This window comes from Roseibium album, assembly GCF_965233825.1.
GTDB lineage: Bacteria > Pseudomonadota > Alphaproteobacteria > Rhizobiales > Stappiaceae > Roseibium > Roseibium album.
Window position 1 is genome coordinate 6214880 of the sequence record NZ_OZ247583.1, and the last position, 22203, is coordinate 6237082.

The 22203-nt window shown below is 57.0% G+C and carries 21 protein-coding genes, 1 tRNA gene and 1 pseudogene; 10 read left to right on the forward strand and 13 right to left on the reverse strand.

All coding sequences use genetic code 11. From position 1 onward, the window contains the following. Window positions 1–29 precede the first annotated feature (29 nt). Window positions 30–611: a hypothetical protein gene (locus ACO6TI_RS28620; RefSeq protein WP_029065160.1), complete on the reverse strand. Its 582-nt coding sequence runs from the start codon at window positions 609–611 to the stop codon at window positions 30–32. 239 nt (window positions 612–850) lie between these two features. On the opposite strand from ACO6TI_RS28620, the gene mtnA reads away from it, so the two are divergent. Continuing rightward, a complete protein-coding gene (gene mtnA, locus ACO6TI_RS28625; RefSeq protein WP_104703916.1) occupies window positions 851–1957 on the forward strand; it encodes an S-methyl-5-thioribose-1-phosphate isomerase in 1107 nt (368 codons plus the stop codon). Between the two features lie 232 nt (window positions 1958–2189). On the opposite strand, the gene ACO6TI_RS28630 is transcribed toward mtnA, so the two are convergent. Next, a complete protein-coding gene (locus ACO6TI_RS28630) occupies window positions 2190–2804 on the reverse strand; it encodes a GNAT family N-acetyltransferase (protein ID WP_422383849.1) in 615 nt (204 codons plus the stop codon). Between the two features lie 148 nt (window positions 2805–2952). Between ACO6TI_RS28630 and ACO6TI_RS28635 the strand changes: the two genes are divergently transcribed. From ACO6TI_RS28635 to ACO6TI_RS28660, 6 genes are all read left to right on the forward strand, one after another. Continuing rightward, window positions 2953–3228 (forward strand): flagellar biosynthesis protein, encoded by a 276-nt coding sequence (locus ACO6TI_RS28635; protein WP_422383850.1) that lies wholly within the window; start codon window positions 2953–2955, stop codon window positions 3226–3228. 197 nt (window positions 3229–3425) lie between these two features. Further along, window positions 3426–3836, forward strand: coding sequence for a hypothetical protein (locus ACO6TI_RS28640; RefSeq protein WP_196900039.1), 411 nt, complete (start codon window positions 3426–3428; stop codon window positions 3834–3836). A 36-nt stretch (window positions 3837–3872) separates the two neighbouring features. Beyond that, on the forward strand, window positions 3873–4271 hold the full coding sequence (locus ACO6TI_RS28645; RefSeq protein WP_422383851.1) for a nuclear transport factor 2 family protein: 399 nt from the start codon (window positions 3873–3875) through the stop codon (window positions 4269–4271). Window positions 4272–4372: 101 nt separating this feature from the next. Further along, the gene (locus ACO6TI_RS28650; protein ID WP_422383852.1) at window positions 4373–4792 is read left to right on the forward strand and encodes a hypothetical protein; all 420 of its coding nucleotides are present in this window, start codon (window positions 4373–4375) and stop codon (window positions 4790–4792) included. Window positions 4793–4997: 205 nt separating this feature from the next. Beyond that, a complete protein-coding gene (locus tag ACO6TI_RS28655; RefSeq protein ID WP_422383853.1) occupies window positions 4998–5540 on the forward strand; it encodes a hypothetical protein in 543 nt (180 codons plus the stop codon). Between the two features lie 141 nt (window positions 5541–5681). Beyond that, window positions 5682–5942 (forward strand): hypothetical protein, encoded by a 261-nt coding sequence (locus tag ACO6TI_RS28660; RefSeq protein WP_104703922.1) that lies wholly within the window; start codon window positions 5682–5684, stop codon window positions 5940–5942. Between the two features lie 64 nt (window positions 5943–6006). Here the strand turns inward: ACO6TI_RS28660 and flhA are convergent, their stop codons facing one another. The 9 genes from flhA to ACO6TI_RS28705 all read right to left on the reverse strand — a co-directional run bounded on the left by flhA (window position 6007) and on the right by ACO6TI_RS28705 (window position 17259). Next, a complete protein-coding gene (flhA, locus tag ACO6TI_RS28665) occupies window positions 6007–8193 on the reverse strand; it encodes a flagellar biosynthesis protein FlhA (RefSeq protein ID WP_055117947.1) in 2187 nt (728 codons plus the stop codon). Between the two features lie 72 nt (window positions 8194–8265). Then, window positions 8266–9618, reverse strand: coding sequence for a sigma-54-dependent transcriptional regulator (locus ACO6TI_RS28670; protein WP_422383854.1), 1353 nt, complete (start codon window positions 9616–9618; stop codon window positions 8266–8268). A gap of 12 nt (window positions 9619–9630) precedes the next feature. Next, on the reverse strand, window positions 9631–9966 hold the full coding sequence (fliN, locus tag ACO6TI_RS28675; RefSeq protein ID WP_055117951.1) for a flagellar motor switch protein FliN: 336 nt from the start codon (window positions 9964–9966) through the stop codon (window positions 9631–9633). Continuing rightward, window positions 9963–10694, reverse strand: coding sequence for a FliH/SctL family protein (locus tag ACO6TI_RS28680; protein ID WP_055117953.1), 732 nt, complete (start codon window positions 10692–10694; stop codon window positions 9963–9965). Before ACO6TI_RS28680 ends, fliN begins: the two co-directional genes overlap by 4 nt. After that, the gene (gene fliG, locus ACO6TI_RS28685) at window positions 10694–11743 is read right to left on the reverse strand and encodes a flagellar motor switch protein FliG (RefSeq protein ID WP_029065174.1); all 1050 of its coding nucleotides are present in this window, start codon (window positions 11741–11743) and stop codon (window positions 10694–10696) included. The genes ACO6TI_RS28680 and fliG overlap by 1 nt, the downstream gene beginning before the upstream one ends. After that, on the reverse strand, window positions 11743–13356 hold the full coding sequence (gene fliF, locus ACO6TI_RS28690) for a flagellar basal-body MS-ring/collar protein FliF (protein WP_108875598.1): 1614 nt from the start codon (window positions 13354–13356) through the stop codon (window positions 11743–11745). Before fliF ends, fliG begins: the two co-directional genes overlap by 1 nt. Window positions 13357–13670: 314 nt before the next feature. Continuing rightward, on the reverse strand, window positions 13671–13946 hold the full coding sequence (locus ACO6TI_RS28695) for a DUF1153 domain-containing protein (RefSeq protein ID WP_029065927.1): 276 nt from the start codon (window positions 13944–13946) through the stop codon (window positions 13671–13673). 425 nt (window positions 13947–14371) lie between these two features. Beyond that, window positions 14372–15031: a flagellar hook assembly protein FlgD gene (locus ACO6TI_RS28700; protein WP_055117957.1), complete on the reverse strand. Its 660-nt coding sequence runs from the start codon at window positions 15029–15031 to the stop codon at window positions 14372–14374. Between the two features lie 35 nt (window positions 15032–15066). Further along, window positions 15067–17259 carry a flagellar hook-length control protein FliK gene (locus ACO6TI_RS28705; protein WP_422383855.1) on the reverse strand — a complete coding sequence of 731 codons (2193 nt, stop codon included), beginning with the start codon at window positions 17257–17259 and terminating at the stop codon, window positions 15067–15069. Window positions 17260–17573: 314 nt separating this feature from the next. Here ACO6TI_RS28705 and mnmA point away from each other — a divergent pair, with 314 nt between their 5' ends. From mnmA to ACO6TI_RS28720, 3 genes and pseudogenes are all read left to right on the forward strand, one after another. Next, a complete protein-coding gene (gene mnmA, locus ACO6TI_RS28710; RefSeq protein ID WP_196900044.1) occupies window positions 17574–18752 on the forward strand; it encodes a tRNA 2-thiouridine(34) synthase MnmA in 1179 nt (392 codons plus the stop codon). Window positions 18753–18864: 112 nt separating this feature from the next. Next, window positions 18865–18941 (forward strand) — tRNA-Met (locus tag ACO6TI_RS28715). A 163-nt stretch (window positions 18942–19104) separates the two neighbouring features. After that, a pseudogene (locus ACO6TI_RS28720) lies at window positions 19105–20294 on the forward strand (helix-turn-helix domain-containing protein). A 195-nt stretch (window positions 20295–20489) separates the two neighbouring features. Here the strand turns inward: ACO6TI_RS28720 and ACO6TI_RS28725 are convergent. Both ACO6TI_RS28725 and fmdA read right to left on the reverse strand, forming a co-directional pair. Beyond that, the gene (locus ACO6TI_RS28725; protein WP_281932413.1) at window positions 20490–20864 is read right to left on the reverse strand and encodes an FmdB family zinc ribbon protein; all 375 of its coding nucleotides are present in this window, start codon (window positions 20862–20864) and stop codon (window positions 20490–20492) included. Window positions 20865–20948: 84 nt separating this feature from the next. Next, on the reverse strand, window positions 20949–22178 hold the full coding sequence (gene fmdA, locus ACO6TI_RS28730; RefSeq protein WP_350184838.1) for a formamidase: 1230 nt from the start codon (window positions 22176–22178) through the stop codon (window positions 20949–20951). Between the last annotated feature and the right edge of the window lie 25 nt (window positions 22179–22203).

The window sequence follows — 22203 nt, forward strand, 5'->3', positions numbered from 1 at the left end:
AAACTCAGGTTTTTAGCCCGGCAGGTGCCTCAAATCGGATTGGCAAACCACGCAAAGGCGATCAGACCGATGACACCGGCCGCGATACCGATGCCGAACGCACCGGCGACAGCAAGCCAGGAGGTTCTGCTTTCTCTGACCCGGACGACCCTGGATTCCTGGGCGACTTCTTTCAGCCGGCTGTTGAGCCAGTCGCCTTCCAGCGCTTTTTCCCGCTCGATCACGCGCTCGGCGATGTATTCGGTCAGGCAATCGGCCATGTCGTCGATATTCGCTGTCTCAAGAATGACGACCCGGCCCAGGCGGGTGTCCTTCAGGAAACGGTATGTCTTGCGATCGCCCCCGACGGCAACATGACTTGTTGCGTCGATCCACAGGCGCGGCGTTGAGCCGGATATGATCTGCAGTGAAAACTGGTCGTCGTCTTCAGGAATTTCCTTGAAGACGTCCTTGAGCTCATCGGCAAGCATGTCGAGACGCGCGCGCTCGGTATCCTGAAGCTCAACCACCACATCCGATCGTTCGACTTCGCCGAGTTGAACCTTGCGGATGGCATCGCGCAGCGAGCGAATGCGCGTGTGTGGGACGACGTTATCCTGCATTTCAGACATGTGTTGCCTGACTCCGTTCTTTTGCCGTTCGTGGAACAAGTCTTAACTGACTCCCTGCAGCGCGAAACGGCTGCCTCGCCGCATCTGCTGCCTTTCCACCGGCAATGATCCAAAACTGGTTAACGAAGTTTAAGAGATTTTTAACCCTGACGCCAGCAAGCCGGTGCTGGCCTCACCCCAAATCATGGGTTATGCAAAGGTAGAATGCTTTGGTTCCGCCGTGCCCGGGAGGTTACGCCATGAATGTCGATGGCAAGAAATATCGCACGATCTGGCTCGCAAAGGACGGTGACAGTGTCGAAATCATCGACCAGACAAAGTTCCCATATGCCTTTGAAATCGCCAAACTGCGCACCATGGAAGATGCAGCCCACGCCATTCGCGTGATGCAGGTACGCGGTGCTCCCCTGATCGGCGCAACCGCCGCCTATGGCGTTGCGCTTGCCATGCGGGCTGACAGCTCCGACGAAGGGCTTCACAACGCCTGTTCCGTTCTGCTGCAAACCCGGCCGACCGCGGTGAACCTGCACTGGGCGCTCGATCGGGCGCGCAAGAACCTCATCCGGGTCGAGCCGGCATACCGCGCCGCCGCCGCCTTCACGCTGGCCAACGAAATCTGCGACGAGGATATCGGCATCAACATGGCGATCGGCATGCATGGCATGGAACTGATCGCGGCAATTTCCGAAACCAAGCGAAAGGGAGAGCCGGTCAACATCCTGACCCATTGCAATGCCGGATGGTTGGCAACCGTCGACTGGGGAACGGCAACCGCCCCGGTCTACATGTCCCATGAAGGTGGCATTCCGGTTCACGTGTGGGTGGACGAGACGCGTCCCCGAAACCAGGGAGCTTTCCTGACGGCCTGGGAACTCGGCCACCACGGCGTGCCGCATACCGTGGTCGTCGACAATGCCGGCGGTCACCTGATGCAGCATGGTCAGGTTGACATTGTCATCACCGGCACGGACCGCACGACAGCGACCGGCGACGTCTGCAACAAGATCGGCACCTATCTGAAGGCACTTGCCGCAAAGGACAATGATGTCCCCTTCTACGTCGCCCTTCCCTCGCCGACGATCGACTTTGCCCTTTCCGATGGAGTGCGGGAAATCCCGATTGAAGAACGCGACGGCAGTGAAGTCAGCAAGATGACCGGTCGAACCGACCGCGGCGATATCCAGACAATCAACATCGTCGCCGAAGGGTCTGACGTCGGCAACCCGGCCTTTGACGTGACACCTGCCCGGCTGGTGACCGGCCTCATCACCGAACGCGGCATCCTGGAACCCAGTCGTCAAGCCATCGCGCAGGCATTTCCGGAACGGGTCAAGATGAGCGCTTGAAAGCCAAGGTTCCGAGGTACTTGCGTCGACCGAATTTCAAACCGTCATCCCCGACTTGATCGGGGATGCGAACCAGTGACCCGCGGACACGAAACGGGCGGTCTGGCTCGCATGTCAGTTGCGCCTGCCAGCAATCATCAAGCACTTTGGAAACGCGTGGATCCCCGATCAGGTCAGGGATGACTTTCGGGATTTGCGACTGGTTGATGAGCGCTACGGGATTGACACCATACTACCCGTCAATCACCGGCACATGTGGCGCCTTTTCCCGCGGATGATGACCCAGCAGCCTTGGATCATCCGCCACTTCGATGGCGCGCTTGTACGGTTTGAAGCCACAGGACATGTAGAATTTCAAAGCCTGCGGGCTGTCGGCTGTACAGGTATGCAGCCAGAGCCGGCGGGTTTCGGGCCGGGACCAGGCCATCTCGACTGCCTGCGACATCAACCAGCGCCCGAGACCGCCGCCGATCGCGCCGGGAACAAGACCAAAATAGGCAACGACCGGTTCTTCCGGATGTGCATAGTCGAGTTCCAGAATGCCGACGGGTTTGCCGTCTCGCAGTGGCAGGAAGTTTTCCCGCTCTGGCTCGTTCAACAGTTTCGAGAGTGTCGCATCGTCATAGGTCAGGCGGCCGAACCAGATCCAGTCTTCGCCCACTTCTCTGAAAAGCTCGCGATAGGTGCCCGGATCAGGCACATGCCATCTTTCAAGCTTCACGTCGTCTCTTGCCGGGGCAAGAGGCTTGTCGGGTGCTGCCAGCATTTCCAGATAGGTGACGACAAAAGCGACCTTGCCGCCCGGAATTTCCGTAAAGCCATTCAGATCAAGCACACGGTCAGACATTTTTTCCCCGAAAGACGTTTACCAAGCCCGAACCGGCTTAACAGCTGCTCCCCGGTTCACCAAGGGGTCGAATTGCGTATTGCACGCCTTTAACCGTCTGTTAACCACGCCTTGAGAGATTGGCATTGTATCCAGGAAAGATGCGCCCATGCCAAAAGTCGGCAATTACGTCCAACGCGACTATCACAGCAAATACCGGTCACAGGGGAAATCCACCTGGTCCGACTACAATCAGGCATGGAACAAGAAACGCCAGGCTTCCGCACAAAAGATGCAGGAACTTCGGGCTGTCGCCAGTACTTTCACGGCCATTGGCGCACAGGCCACTCAAGCCAATACTGTCTTCGTCATGCAGAACCAGAGCCAGGCAGGCCCATATGCCAACACCACGGCAGTCATGGCACGGGTGAACGTACTGGTTTAACTCTCATAAGGTTCAAGCTTTTCGTCAGACTGTCGCCACTCGCGCCCGGCTTCCTCGATCAGGAAACAGAACAACCTGCCATTTGAACTGCGCGGAAATGGGTGACGCGTGTTGTGCCAATTCGCTGCAGAAGATTGTTCTCATACCACTTTGCAACTACACTTTGAGCCAATCACCTCTCTGCAGGAGTACCTGAAATGGACGGTGACTCGCTGTCGCTGCTTCAGCTGAGCATGGACAGCTCAAAGGAAGTGAATACCTACTGGAATCTTTACATCGCCGTTGCGACTGCAGTGGTCGGCATAATGGCGGCGGGACATCAATATACCAATTCGAAGATTCTCAAGATTATCCTGAGCGGTGCATTCCTTGTATTTGCGATATCCAATTTACTGGCAATCATCAGGCTCGGAAATCTGCGCATGGCTCTTATCAACGCATTCCCGGACGAATTGAGAAACAACCCTGAACTCATGGCGGGTCTGATGCCCGCGGACTGGCTCTCCTATACTGCGTTTCACGGGTTTCTCGATATCGCGGTCATTGCCGCGATCTGGGCCGTGCCCTGGTTCATGGCGCGGGAATCCGGCGCGGACATCGGGAAATGAGATACGGGGCAGCGGGAACAACAGGGAACCAGCGCGATGCCAACCCGGCAAACAAATATCTCGATCATCAGGGCCTTTGTCGACGCATTCAATGCCGCTGATTTGCCCGCCATGGCAAGTTACCTCGCCCAGGACCTTGTGGCGGACGTAACGCAAAGTGACGGCAGCACAAAGCAGTCGAACGGACGCGAAACATTTATGGGTCTGCTGGAAAAACTGGATATTCCAACAGTTCGCCCCAGGCTGACCATCACCCAGGTCGCGGACGTGAATGCGGAACAGGTGATGATGATGGTCGAAGTCCGGGCTGCTCGAAAGGGCCGTGAGCTACATAACTTTGCAGCTTACCTGATGACGCTGCGCGACCAACGGATTGAGCGGATCTGGATGGTAGAAGCGCTGCCGGCTGAAAGCGAAGAGTTTTGGTCCAGATGACTGCTCGAAAAATTCATTTCGCCTGACTGGGGCCATTAACCTCTGCATGATCGCTCCGGCACTTGCCATTTTTGTATCCAGCAACTACGCCATCTGGCTCGATGACTTATCGTGATTTTTATCAGGCTTGCGCAAACAGCCGGCGCTTGGGGAGTGAGCTTTTGAAAAAGTATTTATTCTTGATCAGTCTTTTGTGCTTCTCACAGGTGCAAACAGTGCTGGCGACCGAAGAAAACAATCGAGCGGCCTTTAGTCTCAGCGCAAATCAGTTTCTCAAGCTTCCTGGCGATTTGCAGTTCTTTTACGTCGCGGGTGCTCTGGACGGCATGACGCTTTTGTCCCGCGAGAACGGGCTCAAGACCTACGACAACTTTATTGAATGCTATAGGAGCATAACACTCGGCGCCTTCACCAAGAAAGTTGTCATCTTTATACGCTCAAGCTCGGACAAGGACCTGAGCGTTGCAGAACTCATCATCCAGACCGCGGCAGACACGTGCGGCGATGAATTGATCAAGTGAGGACAAGACTGTCTTCTGCTTCATGAGCAAATGAACCTCCGTCGACAAATGATCATCGTATGTGCGCGGAAGCGTTCGACGAGGGGGCGCACGAAAGGTCGGTCCCTTCCCGATACGGAGACGGCAACGGGGCATTTGCATGCTCTGATCCTGATGTTTCAAGCCTCTGTCTGCAGCTTCCCCCTCGTTGCAACCAAGAGTTATTTTGGATAGAAAAACTGCTCAGGCGTTTAAATTTCAACAAATCGACCGAAATACACTTGGGAAGCGACAAAAAGTGAATAATATTCTTAGGCTTTGTGTTTTTGTTTTCGCGCTCTCAACAGCGGAACAAACACTTGCTGCACAGGATGCCTATTACGCATGTGATACGGCATCGGAATACAAGAGCCTGGTAAAGTATATCAGGAGTATTCCGGATCCATCGGATCAAATGATTTCCCACCTTCGAAAGGAACTCAAGCAAAAGTACAAACACTTGTCGTTCAAGCAGAAAATGCAGAGCAAGGAATACGAGCGTGACATGAAAAAAGCCATGCAGGAATTCCGGCCGACAAAACCGGCACCGCCGAACTTTGCTTGTAAAAAGATCCCCGGAAACACGATCCTGGTGGATAAAAATGGCCAATTCTCCGGCATCGCCTGCGTCAGGCCGCCGTCGTGGAGCAAGTGCAAGTGGACCGGCCGTAACGCGCTCAAGGCCAGATGGAGCCCCACGTCCGACAGAAAGACCTGGCGCAGAAGATAAAGTGCAGCCTCAGACAATCACGAAAAAACTGGTCAAAATCACATAGTTTGGAATTGCACTATTTCATTGTATTATATGCCATATTTCCAATAGGCACGACGATTTGGACTTTTTCGATGTAACAAACAGGGAGCATTGTGAATGACAGCATTGCGGATCTTTTGTGTGTCCCTGGCCGCGCTGGTTCTGGCACTTGTGCTGGCAAACATTTTGCCAGCGCCTTACCATCACCTTGCCGGGGCCACCATCCTTCCGTTGTTTGTCGTCATGCTGATATCGCTGAACGTCGCCAAGAAGTCATTTGGACGTGATCGCACGTCCGCCGCCGATTACGGAAGGACCCACAGGGATGCCGCACTGGGCACTCATTCACCAGAGTGTGGTGGAGTTGATGCAGGCTGAAGTCTGGGCGGAGGAAACAGGCATTTGAGTATGCAAAACGAAGGATGCCAGTTTTCGGAAATGCTCAAATCGACCCGACTGTCTTCAGCTTGATCCGGGGATGCACTTCAGACTGGCTCATGATCGTCGTGTGCGCGCGGAAGCGTTCGACGATGGAGCGCACGAAGGGGCGGGTCATCGGCGATGTCAGCAGCACCGGAACTTCGCCCTGCTGGGCAGCTTCTTCAAAGGCATCGCGCACCTTGCCGACGAATTCCTGTAACTTGCTCGGCTGCATGGCAAGTTGGCGGTCGTCGCCTTCGCCAACAATGGATTCCAGAAAAGCCTGCTCCCATTGTGGCGACAGGGCAATGAGCGGCAGGTAGCCGCCGGGCGCCAGGTTCGCTGCACAGATCTGTCTTCCCAACCGGGAGCGGACGTGCTCGGCAATCGTATCGGTATTGCGCGTCATCCCGGTGGCCTCGGAAACACCCTCCAGAATTGTGCCGAGATCCCGGATGGAAATCCGTTCGTCAAGCAGCGCCTGCAGAACACGCTGCAATCCGGAAACGGTTATCTGCGAAGGAACGAGATCCTCGACCAGCTTGGCCTGTTCGCCCTGCAGTTCCTTGAGCAGTTTTTGAACGTCTCCATATGTGAGGAGCTCGCTGATGTTTGTCTTGATGGTCTCTGTCAGGTGCGTGGAGAGCACCGTTGCCGGATCGACGACCGTGTAACCGCGCAGGGACGCATCTTCACGGTACTGCGCTTCCACCCAGGTTGCCGGCAGGCCGAAAGTTGGCTCCGTCGTGTGCGTGCCCGGCAGTTTCACCTGGCCGCCGGCCGGATCCATGACCATGTAGTGGTTGGGATAGAGTATTCCCCTGCCCGCCTCGACTTCCTTGACCTTGATGACGTAGTCGTTTGCGCCGAGCTGAATATTGTCGAGGATGCGCACGGGCGGCATGATCACCCCCATGTCGCCTGCGACCTGGCGGCGCAGCGCCTTGATCTGTTCGGTCAGGATATCGCCATCGCCCTGCGCCTTGCCGTTGATCAGTGGCAGAAGGGCATAGCCCAGTTCGATCCTGAGTTCGTCCATCTTGAGCGCATCGGTGATCGGCGGTTCGGGCGGTGGTTTCGGAGCCGCTTCCACGGCCTTCTTCTCGGCAACCTTGTCGGCTTCCTTCTTCTTCCGCGCTCCCACCTGAAAGGCGAGATATCCGGCCAGACAGGCCAGCGCGAGAAAAGGAAACATGGGCATCCCGGGCAGGAGTGCCAGGATGACCATCACCGCGGCCGACATGCCGAGCGCCTTCGGATAGCCGGTGAACTGGCTGACAAGCGCCTTGTCGGCGGCCCCGTGCACACCCGCCTTGGAAACGAGCAGGCCCGCCGCGGTCGAAACGATCAGTGCCGGGATCTGGGACACCAGTCCGTCACCGATGGTCAGGAGCGTGTAGTTGTTCGCTGCTTCCGAAAAGGTCAACTCCATCTGGGCTACGCCGATGAAGATGCCGCCCAGAATGTTGATGAAGGTGATCAGAAGGCCGGCAATCGCATCCCCACGCACGAACTTCGAGGCACCGTCCATGGCACCGAAGAACGAACTTTCGTCCTCGAGCGCCTTTCTGCGCGACTTGGCTTCCGTCTCGTCGATAAGCCCGGCGGAGAGATCCGCGTCGATCGCCATCTGCTTGCCGGGCATCGCATCAAGGGTAAAGCGGGCGGCAACTTCGGCGATGCGGCCTGAGCCCTTGGTGATCACGACAAAGTTCACGATCACCAGAATCGCGAAGACAATGATCCCAATGACGAAATTTCCGCCCATGACGAGATTGCCGAAGGACTGGATGACGTTTCCGGCGGCAGCAGTTCCTTCATGACCGTTGGACAGGATGAGGCGCGTGGAGGCGATGTTGAGCCCAAGACGCAGCATGGTCGCAATCAGGAGCACCGTCGGAAAGGACGAGAATTCGAGCGGCTTCTGGATAAACAGCCCGGTCATCAGGATCATGACGGAAAAGATGATCGACACCGCCAGGAACATGTCCAGCATCATCGGCGGCATTGGCAGGATAAGCAGGGTCAGGATCACCAGTATGCCGGTGGCCAGACCGACATCCCCCTTGCGGAGCGTTTCGATGATCTCCTGAACGCTCGGGAACCTGGATAAACCGCCGGCAGGCTGAGCCGCAGCTGCTGTCGCCACCTGTTGTTCCGGTGCCGGATCCGGAGATCCGCCTTGTCCGCCTGCTGTCGTGTCCGACATTCTTTATTCCGGTTCCTTGCAGGTGCCCTGTTACTCTACTGTCGGCGCCCGGCTTTGTTCGAATTCGTGACCTTACGCCCGCGCTTCCCCTGGTCCGGGTACGCTAACGCCTTCATCGGTATACTGATTCAGCTTGTTGCGCAGCGTGCGAATGGAAATGCCCAGTATTTTCGCCGCATGTGTCCTGTTGCCGAGACAGTGATCCAGCGTGTCGAGGATGAGATCCCGTTCCACGTCCGCCACAGTCCGGCCCACGAAAGATCGGGTGACGGCTTCGGCCGTCTGCGCCGCCCGTTCGGCGGGACTACGGGAAACCGACAGTGGAGACCCGTCCGGCATGCGGATCGCCTCGATACCGATCTCTTCACCGGACGCCAGCAGGATGGCCCTGTGCATGGTGTTTTCAAGCTCTCGCACATTACCCTGCCAGGGGTTGGACATCAGCGCCTGCCTGGCTTCCACAGACAATGCGCGCTCCGGCACGCCGTTGGCTTCGGAATAGTGCTTGATGAAGAACTGCCCGAGTTCCATGATGTCCGCCGGTCGCTCGCGCAGCGAAGGCAGCTTGAGATTGACTACGTTCAGACGGAACAGCAGATCTTCCCTGAACTGCCCCTCTCGAACACTTTCGGCCAGATCCCGGTTGGAGGTTGCCAGGATCCTGATATTGACCGGGACCGGTCGCGTGCCGCCGACCCGGTCGATCACACGCTCCTGGATCGCGCGCAGCAGTTTTGCCTGCAACCGCACATCCATTTCTGAAATTTCGTCGAGGAGCAGCGTGCCGCCGTCGGCTTCCTCGAACTTGCCGATTCTGCGTGCGACGGCACCGGTGAAAGCTCCCTTTTCGTGTCCGAAGAGTTCTGATTCCAGAAGATGTTCGGGAATGGCGGCACAGTTGATCGATATGAAGGGCTTCGACGCGCGATTCGAACACTTGTGCACGTGCCGGGCGATCACTTCCTTGCCTGTACCCGATTCACCGGTGATCAGGACCGAGGCTTCGGAAGGCGCAACCTGTTCGGCCAGCTTGACCACCGTGGCCATGGCCTCATCACGGTAGATCAGGTCACCGCGTTCCTGCGCAACGGCCTGGAGAACGGCTGCGATCATTTCCGGGTCGGGCGGCAGCGGGATGTATTCCTTTGCACCGGCCCGGATTGCCGATACCGCTGCCTGGGCATCCGTTTCAACCCCACAGGCAACAACGGGAACATGCACCCGCTCGTTCTGGAGTTTGGCTATAAGCCCAGCGATATCCAGGTGAACTTCGACCATCAGGAGGTCCGCACCACGGCCGGACCTGAGAACCTTCAGCGCTCCTTCGACATCATCTGCATGCGTGACCTGGGCACCGCCCTGCATGGCAATTTTCGATGCCGTCGTAAGCTGACCGCCAAGTGTTCCGACAATTAACAGGCGCATCTGTTCGCTTCCTTACCGGTCGGTCTTGATGATTTCCGTCATGGTCACACCCAGCTTGTCCTCCACTAGGACAACCTCTCCACGGGCGACCAGACGGTCATTCACGTAAATGTCGATCGCTTCGCCGACTTTCCTGTCGAGCTCCAGAACTGTTCCCGACGCGAGTTTCAACAGGTCGGACACATGCATCTTGGAATGTCCGAGCACGGCCGAAATCCTGACAGGGACGTCAAAAACGGCTTCAAGGTCGGCAGCAGAGTCTGCTGAAGGCCCCTTTTCGTCCTCAAGGTCGCGCTGTGGCGCCTCCAGTTCGTCAAGGGGAATACTGGTATCTTGTTCGTCGCTCATACTTCAGGTTTCCTTTCCGCCGAAGTCGCGGACATGCTGTCTGTCTTGGCAACACTGCGTGCGCGCAAATACGTCTTGATGCTTGTGTCGATCTCTTTTTCAAGCGCTTTACGGTCCCGTCTGATACCGCCGTCCGCCCATTCGATATGGCAGTCTCCGCGGTCGATCTCGGGTTCACCGAGAATGACAAGACGCCCGTCAAAGCCTTTTTCGTGTACGATCGGGTCCACCTGTGCCTTCAGCGCGTCGACGTCACCGTCCGCAATTCGGATGACCAGATGCGGTGCTTTTCTGAGCGGCCCAAGGCATTCTGACACCAGGGCGACGGTTTCCGCCAGCGGCTGACGCGCAATCAGGTGCGAACAAAGGCGTCTGGCCACAAGAAATGCGAGGCTTATGGCATCGTTTTCCTGCGCAGCCAGTTGTTCGTCGAGCGTTTCGACTATCTGTCCGACCACATCCACAAGCCGGTTTGCTTCCGCGGTCAGCAATGTCTCCTGCTTCGTCTGGAGATCCTGCAATGCCTGGACGCGGCCTTCCTCGAATGCCTTGGCCCTGGCATCCGCCAGCAGCTTCTCGTGATCGGCCACCGGGATCATCGGAATTTGCGGCTCCGGCGCCACAACCACTTCCGGCTCTTCCGGCGCGGTGAAGTCCATGTTGAACAGAAATTTCGACGGGTTGGTCATGCTGCCCATTGAGTTGTAGGTACCTGCCATCTGGCGCATCAGTAGATAATTTCCTCATCGCCCTTGGATTTGGAAATCATGATCTCGCCCTTCGCTGCCAAATCCTTGGCCTTGTTCACCATTCCTGTCTGCGCCTCGTCGACGTCGCGCAAGCGCACCGGTCCGAGCGCATCCATGTCGTCTTCCAGAAGCTTCGCCGCGCGCGATGACATATTGCCGAAGAAAAACTCCCGTGCCGGATCTGTCGAGCCCTTGAGCGCGATCGCCAGCTTGTCTTTTTCCACATGCCGCAGAAGGGTCTGACAGCTCGCTGCGTCCAGTTTCAGGAGATCGTCGAAAGTGAACATCAACGTCTTGATCCGGTCGGCCGCCTCGCGGTTGTCTTCCTCCAGCGCTGCCAGGAACCGCGCCTCTGTCTGGCGGTCGAAATTGTTGAAGATATCCGCCATCATCTCGTGGCTGTCCCGGCGCGAGGTGTTGGTCAGGTTCGACATGAATTCGACCCTGAGTGTCTGCTCCACCTTCTCCAGGACTTCCTTCTGGACAGCGTCCATGCGCAGCATGCGGCTGACCACCTCAAGAGCCAGCTCTTCAGGCAAAATACCGAGAACCCGGGCGGCGTGGTCGGAATTGATCTTGGACAGGACAACCGCCACGGTCTGCGGATATTCGTTCTTCAGATAGTTGGCGAGAACATTTTCCTGAACGTTGGAGAGTTTCTCCCACATGTTACGCCCGGCGGGGCCTCGAATTTCTTCCATGATGACCGACACCTTGTCGCCGGGAAGGAAGTTCGCCAGCAAGCGCTCGGTAGCATCCACATTCCCGGTCAGCGAGCCTCTGGAGCTGACCCGGCGCACAAAGTCCTTGAAAAGATTTTCCAGCATGTTCGGCGTGACAGGTCCAAGATTGGCCATAGCCGCTGAAACCTGACGAACCTCGATCTCATCGAGCTTTTCCCAGATCGGGGAACCATGCGTTTCTCCCAGCGCAAGAAGCAGAACCGCAGCCCGTTCCGCTCCCTTGAGCTCACGCTCTTCCTCGTCCGAACTGATCGTCAGGTGTTGTTGAAGTTGATCACTTGACATCAGGCTGCCTGCTCATCCAGCCAGCCGCGGACGATTGTCACCGCTTCGGTCGGATGGTCCTTGATCATGTCGCCAACTTTCGAGATCGAACTTGCCTGCATTGCGCCTTCCTGCCGCGCCTGCTCGAGCCACTCGATCACGAATTCATCTTCCTCGTCTTCTTCCTTGGGCACTTCCGTTTCGACCACCAGAGTGCCATCCGGGCCGATCATCAGTTCTTGCGGTTGTTTTTCTTCAGGCGTCACGATCCGGCGCAACAGCGGACGGACGACGAAAAGCAACAGCAGGATTGTGATCAGGAAGAGAACCCCCAGCTCGGCAAATCGGATGATGTCGTCACGTGTGAAGTCGAACAGTCCGTTGCTGTCCGCCATCAGATCGTCCTGTGGCGGCAGTGCGAATTGCAGGTTGACGACCTCCACGAGATCGCCCCTGTTCTGGTCGAAACCGACAGCGGAACGGACCAGAACAGCAATCCGGTCGAGTGTTTCCTGTGAACGGGGCGTGTAGACCGGGGCGCCGTCGCCATCGGGCTGATAGGTACCGTCGACAAGCACCGCCACCGACAATCGCCTGACCTGACCGGCTTCCACGACTTCCGTCCGCGTCGACCGCGAAATCTCGTAGTTGACGACTTCCTCAGTCAGTGACGCCGTATCGCGGCCTTCTTCACCTTCCTGCGCCTGCGCATTGGGAAGCTCGTTGCCGACGGTTACCTGTCCATTCCTGCTTACCGACGATGTCGCTTCTTCCTTTGTCTGCGTGGAACGGACGACCTGACCTTCCGGATCGAATGTTTCGGTTGTTTCCGTCAGACGGTTGAAGTCGACTTCTGCATTCACGCGGACACGCGCCCGCCCGGGCCCGACAACGGAGTTCAGGATCTCCTCGACCTGATTGCGCAACCGGCCCTCAATGGCGGTCGTGCGCTCCTGCAGCGAGCTTGAAATCATGCCATCTTCATCACCGCCCGCTCCGGACGCCAGCAACCGGCCGCTTTCGTCCACGATCGACACTCGGTCCGGATCCAGCCCGTCAACCGCTGTCGCGACGAGGTGTTGAACTGCACGGATTTCGCCCGGGCCAAGCGCCCCGCGTACATTCAGGACAATCGACGCCGACGGCGGGCGGCGATCCCGTTGAAACAATTGACGCTCGGGCACAACCAGATGCACACGAGCATTCCGGATCCTGTCGAGCGAACCGATCGTCCGTGAAAGCTCGCCCTCCATTGCCCGCAAATGGTTGATGTTCTGAACGAAACTGGTGGCTCCCAGTGTATCGCTCCGGTCAAAGATTTCATAGCCAATCGAACCGCCCGTCGGCAATCCTTCGGCCGCGAGCTGCATCCGGAGCCTGGCTACCTGCTCCTTGGCAACAAGAATGGACGCACCCTGGCGCGCAAGTTGAAACTGGACACCCTGGCTCTCGAGCTGCGTCACGATCGCCGCCGAGTCCTCCAGGGTCAATTCGTTGTAGAGCGTCGTCATCTGCGGGGACGTAACGCGAAGAATGATGAATGCGAAAACGCCAACCAGAATTGCGGCAACAGCACCCATCGCCGCGATACGTGCCGGCCCAAGCGTTTTTATGAAATCAATTAATCCGTTCACGTATGCCCGCCCGCATCAGAAGCATGTCTAAGCCGTTTATTATTGGAGTCGGCCAGACACGCCACACCCTCGATGGGCAAAATTTGCCGCCCAGAGGGTTAACAACTGGTTAACGGTTTGGTTGAGAATTATACGGAACGGCTGTTTTCTGCGATTTTCCGGATTGCAAAACGCAAGTGAAGTGGGGAAAAACTGCCTAGCTCATTAATTTTTGGATAAGTTTTCAGATCAAATCACACAAATAAAAAGGCCGGCAGTGCCGGCCTTTTCGGGCGCATTCGGGAATACGCCTGTTTACAGTTTTCGACTGGAGTTCAGCCTCTGTATTGCTGTATGCGCGTGGCCCTAAGCCCGGCCAGTCCATGTTTTTCGATGGAACTCTGCCAGGAGAGGAACTCCTCAACTGTCAAAGTGTATCTCTGGCACGCCTCTTCCAGCGACAGCAGGCCGCCGCGAACAGCGGCAACAACTTCAGCCTTGCGACGGATAACCCATCGCTTTGTGGATGTAGGAGGTAGGTCTGCAATAGTAAGCGGACTACCATCCGGGCCGATGACATATTTTACACGCGAACGAATTTGTTCGGTCATTGTACTCTCACACTAAACCATGACCAAGGTGAGAGGAGACTACTAGACGACGCTTAACAAACGCCTAAAGCAAAGTTGTGTTTTTATTAACTATAAAATCGAAATTTAGTGAATGATATTTAGGAACTTGCAAAGATAAACACTAAGAGTTTTAACGTTAATAGATGATTTTGTTAACCATGATTACTGCCTCGCGCAAATTGCAAGGCAAAACGATGAAACGCGAAACCGCGCACGGCTTCACCAATTGCAGAACCGCCCGAAAAAACCGGCTCAAAGCACAAAACCGCGCCGTTTTTCCTCAACGGCGGGCAATTGCATCGGCTTTTTGATTGGAATTGCAGCCATCAGGCCCGCATTGCAGGCCTTTCTTGTCCCGGAGCATCATTGAGACTGCGGGCGCACTTGAGGGATTCGGACCAGCTCTAGCTCGGCGCGGAAACAGAGGTGACGGACGAGACGGGGATCTTCTGCCCACCGACATTCAGGATCACCTCATTCCCGGAAAGGTCGACGCTGTCCACGACACCTTTTGTTTCGATGAGCACGTTTTCACGATTGCCGTCGGCGTCCTTTACGTCAAAGGCAATTGTATAAAGTCCGTCCGCAGCCTTGCCACCGGCGGTCAACTGCCCGTTCCAGGAGATGGTTCCCTTTCCGGCCTGCAGGTCCGCGTCTCCCCGATAGACCATCAAGCCGCTGGAATTGTAGATCTCGTATGTTCCCGTTGCGCTGCCGCCGAGTTCATAGTCCCAGCTAGCCTGGCTACCGGAAAGCGTAGTTGTAGACGCGTCCGCAACCACCTCGTTTCCAATGTAGCTGACATAGCTCATGCTCATGGTGCTGCTGAGCGAGGCAAGGATCTGCTCCAGGTTCTTGTTTTGCTGGATTGATTGCTCGACATTGGAATACTGGACCAGCTGATTTGTGTATTCAGCAGAATCCATCGGGTCCAGCGGGTCCTGGTTCTGGATCTGGGTGGTCAGGATGCTCAGAAACAGTTCGTAATTCGCCATGAGGCCGGACTGGCTGGCCGTACTGCTGCTTTGCGCCGCCGTAGTCGTGCTGGAAGATACTGTCGTCACGCCTTAACTCCCCGGATGGCAAGCCATCCTCGTTCTCAAATCTTCAGATCAAGCCCGCCCGGCCGAGACGCGAGCGTCATCCGGACAATGTCTTCGGTATCCTCAGGTTCAGCCTCTTCCTGACCCTGATCCGTTTCAGCGGACTGGTCGGACTGGCCGTCGTCTGAGGCAAAATCACGGCTGCCATCCTGTTTCAGGGAGAATTGCAGATTTTCAGAATCCGCATTTAGTCCAGCCGCCTCAAGCGCACGTTCCAGACCACGCTGGTCGCGAAGGAACATGTCCAGTGTCTCCGGGCGCTCCACGATCAGATGTGCATGGACGCCGCCGTCCGCGCCGACTCTCATATTGACCTCAACACGCCCCAGTTCCGGCGGGTCGAAGCGCATCTGGAAGCGGGTCTGCCCATTCTTGAGGTTTCGTGCGATCTCGGCAGCAACCTGTGTCGCAACCTGACCTGCTTGCGCCTGCGTCGGCACCTGCAGGCTTTCTGTCCTCATGGCACCCATTCCATCACCGCCACGCACCGTAGCACCGAACTCGGTACCAAGGCTCGCATCCAGTGGCTGACCGCCTGGCTGAAACTCCTCGGCGGCGAACTGGGATGCAAGGAATGCCGCGGCGACCGGAGTACCGCCGGCAGGTCTGGGATCCACCCCACTCGCCGCAACCTTGCCAGTTGCTTCCGTTCCTGCAGGACGGTTGCTGCTTTCGGCAGCTTTTTCAGTGACCACGCCAATCTGAGCCGGCTTGACATCCTTGGTTGCGGCATCCTCTTCCGGTAGAACCGGGTCGGCGGCAGCATCTTCAAATGCCGGAACGGATTCAGGCTGCCCCTGTGCTGGCAACTTCGGCACGGCAGCGATGCCCGAGGGTTGCGACACCACCTGGACTTGCGGAGGTCCGGAAACCGGCTTTTCAGCAGTTTCGGATACGGCCGGAGCCGCAGCAACCTTGATGACCCCGGTCTCCGAACCGTTTTTGCTGTCATTGACGGCCTGGTTGATAGCCGGAACAGGTCCTTTTGCAACCACGTCAGAAACGTCGATCTCGGCCAATGCCGGTGAAATGGCTCTGGCGGCTTGTGCCTGCGAGGCGGAAATGGCTTGAGCGCCGGTTTCGCCGGAAACGGGGACCGCCGAAGAAACCTCCTGCCGGGTCGGGGCAACGGACTGAACAGGCGTCAAAGCAGGTGCACGCAATTCGCTCGGCAATTCACTTTGCCAACGGCGCACGACCTGTTTTACGGGCGGGACCGCGGCATTTTCGGTTATGACAGGCTTGGACTGCACGGCGGTTTCACCGTCCGTCTCCGCCAAAGGCGCCCTTGCCGATGCACTCGGTTCGGTGACGTGCCGGGAGACCTCCTCGGAAGCTCCCTCGAAGAGCGGAGCTTGTACGGACACCGTCTTCACAGGCTCTGCAGACAATTCGGGAACCGTCGCAGCACCTTGAGACGGTACCGCCGGCAGAGAAACTCTCGCAGACTGGGTGGGCAATTCGGAACGGTTTCTTCCAAATTCGCTTTCAGCCGCATCCTCGACACGACTTGAGACAACGGTCTGGACTGCCGCATCAGCCGGCACCCGCCCACCAATCGGCTCGGCGGACTGTGGCACACTTTGAGGCGAAACCACAGCAGTTGCCGCCGGTTGAGACACGTTCTTGAAGAGCTGGTCTGATGCAGGTGTACCAGCGGCCTTGACAGGGGGAACAGTCGTGCTGCTCGGAGCAACACCGGCAGCGGGAACTGCCTCGCCGGCGAGAGCAGCAACACTGGCGGCCGCCGCGCTTCCCGCAACCGGGGCAGCACTTGCCTGCCTGGCCGCTCCTGAAACAGTGCCGGAAGCAGCAGCAGGCACCGCAACCAGATCATCCGTAGCAGCAATATCATCTGCAGGTCCTGCAGGGACTGCCGGCAAGTCCGATTGGCCATTGCCACCAGGCACTATGCCTATATTCGGTCTGACCTGCTGAATATCGACTTCAAGGGGCACTGCAAACGAGCCCGAAACGATTTCAGCGTTTTCAGCTCCAGCCCCTTCCTCGCCGGCCATTTTTTCAGCAAATGCGCCGAGCTCCGTTTCAAATCCGGATTTGCCCGCAAGGTCGCCGTCTGCCTTGACCATGCCAGGCAAACCAAGTGCTCCCGCAGCAGCAGACCCGGTCGGCACACCGGTAAGTAATCCAAATGGCAGCAAATTCGCCCCCGAAATCTTCGCCCACATGCAGGGCACAATACGTCGCCAATATGAAAGCAAGCATCGGGCCAGTTTTGTGAATTGTCTTAAAGTATTGATTTTACTAGATTTCATAAAAACAAGGTCGTTGTTGAAACGCCTTTTGGGCGGCAAGCTTTGCCGGTCGGGCAAAGCATGCCTGCTCCGCTTTCACAGCAATTGGCTTCACAGGGACATATCTGTATAGTGCCGCCAAATTTGAAACGCCCGTGAGGGTGCGCTGCTTTCAATACATGCGCAAAGAGCCGAGCCTTGACAAGGCCTGCCACCAAAGCGGAAACGACTTCTGGAAGTGTTGAAAAATGCGAAACAGTCTCGATCTACCCGGTCGCCCGGAAGACACGCGTGTTGTCGTCGCCATGTCCGGAGGCGTCGACAGTTCGGTGGTTGCCGCACTGATGAAGGCGCAAGGCTATGATGTCCTCGGCGTCACTTTGCAGCTTTACGACCACGGCGCCGCCGTTGCCAAGGCAAAGTCCTGTTGCGCTGGCGTCGACATTCACGACGCTCGGCGGGCTGCCGAAAAGATCGGCATTCCGCACTATGTGCTGGACTACGAAAGCCGTTTCAAGGAACAGGTCATGGACCGGTTCGCGGACAGCTACATTGCCGGTGAAACGCCCATACCTTGTGTTTCGTGCAATCAGACGGTCAAGTTCACCGACCTTCTGAAAACCGCCAGGGACCTCGGCGCCGATGCCCTGGCAACCGGCCACTATGTCCGGTCTGCCCAGATGGGCAACAAGCGCGCGCTCTACCGGCCTGCGGACCTCGATCGTGACCAGAGCTATTTCCTTTTTGCCACAACACAGGAACAGCTCGACTTCATTCGCTTCCCGCTTGGTGGCATGCCCAAGGTCAAGGTACGCGAACTGGCGGCGGAGTTCGGGCTGTCGGTCGCCAACAAGCCGGACAGTCAGGACATCTGCTTTGTTCCCAATGGCGATTATGCCGAAGTCATTCGCAAGCTGCGTCCCAACGCGGCCGAGCCGGGCGAAATCGTGCATATGGACGGACGCGTTCTGGGAAATCATGACGGCATCATCCACTTCACGATCGGACAGCGCCGTGGCATCGGTGTCGCAACCGGCGAACCGCTGTATGTGGTGCGACTGGACGCGGACCAGCGGCGCGTGATCGTTGGCCCGCGCGCGGCACTTGCGACCAGGACAATCCTGTTGCGGGAAATGAACTGGATCGGCGATCAGCCCCTTGACGAGGGAGACGAAATCGAGCTTTTCGCCAAGGTCCGCTCGACACGTCCGCCGGCCCCGGCAACGTTGCGTATTTTGAATGGCAAGGGCTTCGTCGATCTCGCCAATGGCGAAACCGGTGTTGCCCCCGGCCAGGCCTGTGTCTTCTTCGACAGCGACGATGAAACCGCACGGGTTCTGGGTGGCGGCTGGATCCACAAGACCGAACAATCCGGCGCATGGACCGTTGATTTTCCACAAGCAGAAGCCCCGGTTTCCGCAGCTTGAAGTCAAACGGAAAAGATTGCCCGCAGGCGCGGATTCTATTCTTGACGCCTGCCCACAGCCTCACTATAAGCACCCCACGTTGCGCAGGCCCAACCTTCGGCAGGCGCGTGATGGCGGAGTAGCTCAGGTGGTTAGAGCAGCGGAATCATAATCCGCGTGTCGGGGGTTCAAGTCCCTCCTCCGCTACCAATTTCAGCCAAGACGATCCAAGTTAATCAAGTATCACGCACGGAGCGGATGAACTAAGCGTTCAGCCACCGTTTCAGTGTCCGGGTTCAGCGCCAATGAGACAAATTCGGCTTAACGGATAGAGGAGGATTTTTGGTTCATCGTAGCCCTTCAAGGAGCGAAGATGAGACGGAAATCCGGGACACAGAAGGAGCCGGCGGAAAAGGTCATCAAGGACATCCGCCGCGCCACCCGCAAACAGTATTCGGCGGAAGAGAAGATCCGCATCGTGTTGGAAGGCCTGCGCGGTGAGGAGTCGATTGCCGCGTTGTGCCGACGCGAAGGCATTGCCGAGAGCCTCTACTACAACTGGTCCAAGGAATTCCTCGAAGCCGGCAAGAAGCGGTTGGCCGGTGATACAATGCGTGCAGCCACCAGCGACGAGGTCAAGCATCTGCGCCGCGAGGCCCGCGATCTGAAAGAGGTCGTCGCCGAGCAGGCGCTGGAACTGCGGCTGCTCAAAAAAAGCATGATCGCGGATCGGGGCGACGACGCATGAGACACTCCGCATCCGAGAAGTTGGAGATCATCCAGCTGGTCGAACAGTCGCATCTTCCGGCCAAGCGCACGCTGGACAAGCTCGGCATCCCGCGCGCCACTTTCAATCGGTGGTATGACCGCTTCCTGACCGGCGGCATCGATGCTCTGGAAGACCGCAGGCCTCAGCCGAAACGGGTCTGGAACCGCATTCCCGACGAGGTGCGCGAGAAAGTCATCGATCTTGCTCTCGATCAGCCTGAGCTGTCACCTCGGGAATTGGCGGTGACGTTCACCGACACGCGAGGCTACTTCGTCTCGGAATCCTCAGTCTATCGCCTGCTCAAGGCTCAGGATCTGATCACCAGTCCCGCCTTCATCGTCATCAAGGCCGGCGACGTTACCGACACACTGGAGCTGGCGCTGCGGGCAGCAGGTTGCGACAAGGCCAAGGTGGTGCAGCGTCCTCGGCTGCTATCCGACAATGGTCCGTGTTACGTCGCCGGCGAGCTGGCAACCTGGCTCAACGGCCAAGGGATGGAGCACACACGCGGTTCGCCTTGCCATCCGCAGACCCAGGGAAAGATTGAGCGATGGCACCAGACGCTGAAGAACCGGATCCTGCTCGAAAACTACTTCCTGCCGGGTGCCCTCGAAGCGCAGATCGGCACCTTCGTCGATCATTACAACCACCGACGCTACCATGAGAGCCTCGGCAATCTCACACCAGCCGACGTCTACTTCGGACGCGGCCAGACAATCCTGCAGACAAGAGAAAGGATCAAACGCGAAACCATCAACCAACGGCGCTTGCTGCATCGTAAGAACGCCGCTTAAAATGACAACCCTGATGGGCCAGAGCCTCCACTAGATTAGGCCGCCGATCTGCTCAAAACCTCTGACGACGGACAGTTCAATCTGGATTTGCGCTTCTTTAAGGCTGTAGAAGGCGGGGAAAGGATGTTCGAGGTAAGCTTGTCGGACGTCTGCAATGAGTGCTGTCGTTTCAAGTCGGATGCACCTCAGCTTGGATTAGTGGCTGATCATCCAAGGGCGTTTTGATGGAAAAGTCTTGCTGCCGTCCGCCTGGTATACCGCACTTGAGCGAAAGTTTCCTTTTGATCCAGAACAGCAAGAACAGCCGGCCGGATGACGCTTTCTTGTCTCCCGGTTAACATCCTCACGTTCCTGTTTTGTTGAAAAACTCGGGTTGTGACGCGAGGTTTCGTTACGTTGATGTGCCTGCCTGTCGCTTGTTGATAGTCCTGACATGTTGGGAGCCTGCAGGATTGCGCGCGGGGCTACGGCCTTGCAGGCCGGGCAACTGATCGGAGCATCATGCTCGGACATTGGACGGCGAGCTGAAATCGGCCCGCAGGTTGCGCAAAGATAGTCATAAACGGGCATGGGTTCGTCCTGAACAAACTGATCGCTTGAAGGACCGGAGCAAGCCGGACGACTTGCTCCGGTTTGGTGACGTTGTGACAATCGTCAAAGGTCCGGTGCAAGCGGAACGTCGACCGAACCGTCAAGATACTTGGATGGTCCATCCGCGCCGGGCATCATGTCAAATTCGAAGACATCTGTTGGCAGCCAAAGCGTTGCGCAGGCGTTCGGAATGTCGACGACACCCGAAATATGGCCCTGAACGGGCGCGGTGCCCAGAATTGCGTAAGCCTGGGCGCCGGTGTAGCCGAATTTTTTCATATACTCGATCGCGTTAAGACATGCCATGCGATATGCGATATGGACGTCGAGGTAGTGCTGTGTCCCTGCTTCATCCACCGAGATGCCTTCGAAAATCAAATAGTCATCATATTTCGGCGTAATCGGCGACGGCTTGAAAATCGGATTCTTGACACCGTATTTCGCAACACCACCCTTGATCAGACTAACGCGGATGTGCAGCCAGCCCGCCATTTCAATAGCGCCACAAAAGGTAATCTCACCATCACCCTGGCTGAAATGAAGATCACCCATCGAAAGACCGGCGCCATCGACATAGACAGGGAAGTAGATCTTTGAGCCACGCGACAGATCCTTGATGTCGCAATTGCCGCCGTGTTCGCGTGGCGGAACGGTACGGGCAGCTTCTGCCGCTGCGGCTTGCTTTGCCTCTCCCTTCAACTGGCCCATATGAGCTGACTGGGTGTTCGGCAGTGCCGCCAGCGCAGGAACGCGGTCAGGATCGGTGTCGAAAAGTGCCTTTTCGCGTGTGTTCCACATGTCCAACATCGATCGATCCGGCAGGCAACCGATCAAACCGGGATGAATAAGGCCTGCATATCTCACGCCAGGTACGTGGCGCGAGCGAGTGAACATGCCTTCTATGTCCCAGATCGATTTCTGCGCCTCCGGAAAGTGTTCAGTCAGAAAACCACCGCCGTTTTGCTTCGAAAAGAAGCCATTGAAGCCCCAGAGCATTTCTTCCTTGGCACCGATGTCCAGAATATCGACCACAAGAAGATCGCCAGGCTCCGCACCCTTTACGCCGATCGGGCCGGAAAGATAATGAACCTGTTCGAGTTCGACATCACGCACGTCTGCGGCGTCGTCGTCATTCTTGATCTGACCTCCCGTCCAGTCGTAGGTCTCAATCCTGAAGTCGTCGCCCGGTTCCACCCAGACCGCAATCGGAATGTCCGGATGCCAGCGATTGTGAACCTTTTCATTTGTATGCGGCGACTCGCTCAAGTCCACCGAGATCAATGTATCTGCCATTGGGCTACTCCTCATTAATGCGTGT

Bases quoted from the DNA above. Each gene is read 5' to 3' on its own strand.
- flhA (WP_055117947.1), bottom strand. From the start codon at position 8,193: ATGTCGGACACGACAGCAGGCGGACAAGGCGGATCTCCGGATCCGGCA.
- ACO6TI_RS28650 (WP_422383852.1), top strand. From the start codon at position 4,373: ATGACTTATCGTGATTTTTATCAGGCTTGCGCAAACAGCCGGCGCTTG.
- ACO6TI_RS28680 (WP_055117953.1), bottom strand. From the start codon at position 10,694: ATGCGCCAGATGGCAGGTACCTACAACTCAATGGGCAGCATGACCAAC.
- fmdA (WP_350184838.1), bottom strand. From the start codon at position 22,178: ATGGCAGATACATTGATCTCGGTGGACTTGAGCGAGTCGCCGCATACA.
- ACO6TI_RS28645 (WP_422383851.1), top strand. From the start codon at position 3,873: ATGCCAACCCGGCAAACAAATATCTCGATCATCAGGGCCTTTGTCGAC.
- ACO6TI_RS28695 (WP_029065927.1), bottom strand. From the start codon at position 13,946: ATGACCGAACAAATTCGTTCGCGTGTAAAATATGTCATCGGCCCGGAT.
- mtnA (WP_104703916.1), top strand. From the start codon at position 851: ATGAATGTCGATGGCAAGAAATATCGCACGATCTGGCTCGCAAAGGAC.
- fliG (WP_029065174.1), bottom strand. From the start codon at position 11,743: ATGTCAAGTGATCAACTTCAACAACACCTGACGATCAGTTCGGACGAG.
- ACO6TI_RS28620 (WP_029065160.1), bottom strand. From the start codon at position 611: ATGTCTGAAATGCAGGATAACGTCGTCCCACACACGCGCATTCGCTCG.
- mnmA (WP_196900044.1), top strand. From the start codon at position 17,574: ATGCGAAACAGTCTCGATCTACCCGGTCGCCCGGAAGACACGCGTGTT.
- ACO6TI_RS28630 (WP_422383849.1), bottom strand. From the start codon at position 2,804: ATGTCTGACCGTGTGCTTGATCTGAATGGCTTTACGGAAATTCCGGGC.
- ACO6TI_RS28670 (WP_422383854.1), bottom strand. From the start codon at position 9,618: ATGCGCCTGTTAATTGTCGGAACACTTGGCGGTCAGCTTACGACGGCA.
- ACO6TI_RS28635 (WP_422383850.1), top strand. From the start codon at position 2,953: ATGCCAAAAGTCGGCAATTACGTCCAACGCGACTATCACAGCAAATAC.
- ACO6TI_RS28725 (WP_281932413.1), bottom strand. From the start codon at position 20,864: ATGCCCGTTTATGACTATCTTTGCGCAACCTGCGGGCCGATTTCAGCT.
- ACO6TI_RS28660 (WP_104703922.1), top strand. From the start codon at position 5,682: ATGACAGCATTGCGGATCTTTTGTGTGTCCCTGGCCGCGCTGGTTCTG.
- ACO6TI_RS28705 (WP_422383855.1), bottom strand. From the start codon at position 17,259: ATGTGGGCGAAGATTTCGGGGGCGAATTTGCTGCCATTTGGATTACTT.
- fliN (WP_055117951.1), bottom strand. From the start codon at position 9,966: ATGAGCGACGAACAAGATACCAGTATTCCCCTTGACGAACTGGAGGCG.
- ACO6TI_RS28640 (WP_196900039.1), top strand. From the start codon at position 3,426: ATGGACGGTGACTCGCTGTCGCTGCTTCAGCTGAGCATGGACAGCTCA.